Below are 1,375 nucleotides of genomic sequence, written 5' to 3'. Positions count from 1 at the left end.
CACACTCAAAAAGTCTCTTCTAGAAAATTGTACTATTCTTTTATCCGACACCTTGTGAGTCTCTCTGGACTCCCCTTAAAGGTTAAATTTTTATTAGTATACTCTTTCAGCTAAAAAAAGTCAAGTAGAAAACGAACATTCTACTTGACTTGACGAGATTATTTTTCACGAATAACTTCGATTTTGTAGCCATCAGGGTCTTTGACAAAGTAATAGTTAGGTGCAGTTCCTGGTAGGCCATTTGGCTCAGTAACTTCATAACCTTTGGCACTATGCTCTTGATGAAGCGCCTCAAGATCAGGTGTACTGAGGGCGATATGGGCAAAGCCATCTCCAACCACATACGGACCGTGATCGTAGTTATAAGTCAACTCCAACTCATAGTCATCACCCTCAAGACCTAGATAGACAATCGTGAAGGCATGGTCTGGAAAATCTCTGCGACGCAATTCTTTAAAACCAAAAGCATCTTGATAGAATGCAATTGATTTTTCAAGATTTTCTACTCGCAAGCAAGTATGTAGCATTTTTGAAGCCATATTTTTCTCCTTTATTTTTAAAAAGACTGGGACAATCCTGTTCCAGTCTTATCTGTTATTATTTACCAAGCTTTGCTTTAGCTGCATCTGCAAGAGCTGTGAAAGCTGCTGCATCGTTAACAGCCAAGTCAGCAAGCATTTTACGGTTAACTTCGATCTCAGCCAATTTCAAACCATGCATCAATTGTGAGTATGAAAGTCCGTTCATACGAGCTGCCGCATTGATACGAGTGATCCACAATTTGCGGAAGTCACGTTTTTTCTGACGACGGTCACGGTATGCATAGTAGTAAGAGTTCATTACTTGTTCTTTTGCAGTACGGAACAAGATGTGTTTAGCTCCATAGTAACCTTTTGCTAATTTAAGAATACGTTTACGACGTTTGCGTGATACAACGCCACCTTTAACACGTGCCATGTTTTATTTCCTCCAAATATTTCCTAGAATTGTTTACTTACAGTCAAGCTATTATTTCAAGCGAGTAAGCATTGCTTTGATACGTTTGTAATCTCCTGAATGCACCATAGATGCTTTACGAAGATGACGACGTTGTTTCTTAGTTTTTCCGTGGAAACGGTGAGAAGTGTAAGCACGGAAACGTTTAAGTCCACCAGAACCTGTACGTTTGAAACGTTTAGCTGATGCGCGGTGTGTTTTTTGTTTTGGCATGATTTTTTCTCCTTTATTTAACTTTCTGACAATTATTTTTTGTCAGTTGCTGGCGCCAATTGCATGAACATTTGACGTCCATCCATTTTAGCACGTTGTTCGATGATTGCAATATCTTGAGTTGCTTCAGCAAACTCGGCTAAAACTTTTGCACCAATCTCTTTAT

General features: G+C 39.2%; 3 protein-coding genes. All 3 read right to left on the bottom strand.

Annotated elements, in window-relative coordinates; genetic code table 11:
* Window positions 1-158: 158 nt before the first annotated feature.
* The 3 genes from SMIDD26_RS04080 to rpmI are packed head-to-tail and all read right to left on the bottom strand — an operon-like array spanning window position 159 to window position 1,209.
* The gene (locus SMIDD26_RS04080; protein ID WP_060805662.1) at window positions 159-539 is read right to left on the bottom strand and encodes a lactoylglutathione lyase; all 381 of its coding nucleotides are present in this window, start codon (window positions 537-539) and stop codon (window positions 159-161) included.
* 58 nt (window positions 540-597) lie between these two features.
* Window positions 598-957 carry a 50S ribosomal protein L20 gene (gene rplT, locus SMIDD26_RS04075; RefSeq protein WP_000124834.1) on the bottom strand — a complete coding sequence of 120 codons (360 nt, stop codon included), beginning with the start codon at window positions 955-957 and terminating at the stop codon, window positions 598-600.
* Between the two features lie 51 nt (window positions 958-1,008).
* Window positions 1,009-1,209, bottom strand: a complete 201-nt coding sequence (rpmI, locus tag SMIDD26_RS04070) for a 50S ribosomal protein L35 (protein ID WP_001125943.1) — start codon at window positions 1,207-1,209, stop codon at window positions 1,009-1,011.
* Between the last annotated feature and the right edge of the window lie 166 nt (window positions 1,210-1,375).

It is taken from the genome of Streptococcus mitis (assembly GCF_001579035.1).
Classification (GTDB): domain Bacteria; phylum Bacillota; class Bacilli; order Lactobacillales; family Streptococcaceae; genus Streptococcus; species Streptococcus mitis_J.
Note: the sequence above shows the minus strand (reverse complement) of the source record. Positions and strands in the feature narration are given on the sequence as shown.

Bases quoted from the DNA above. Each gene is read 5' to 3' on its own strand.
- SMIDD26_RS04080 (WP_060805662.1), bottom strand. From the start codon at position 539: ATGGCTTCAAAAATGCTACATACTTGCTTGCGAGTAGAAAATCTTGAA.
- rplT (WP_000124834.1), bottom strand. From the start codon at position 957: ATGGCACGTGTTAAAGGTGGCGTTGTATCACGCAAACGTCGTAAACGT.
- rpmI (WP_001125943.1), bottom strand. From the start codon at position 1,209: ATGCCAAAACAAAAAACACACCGCGCATCAGCTAAACGTTTCAAACGT.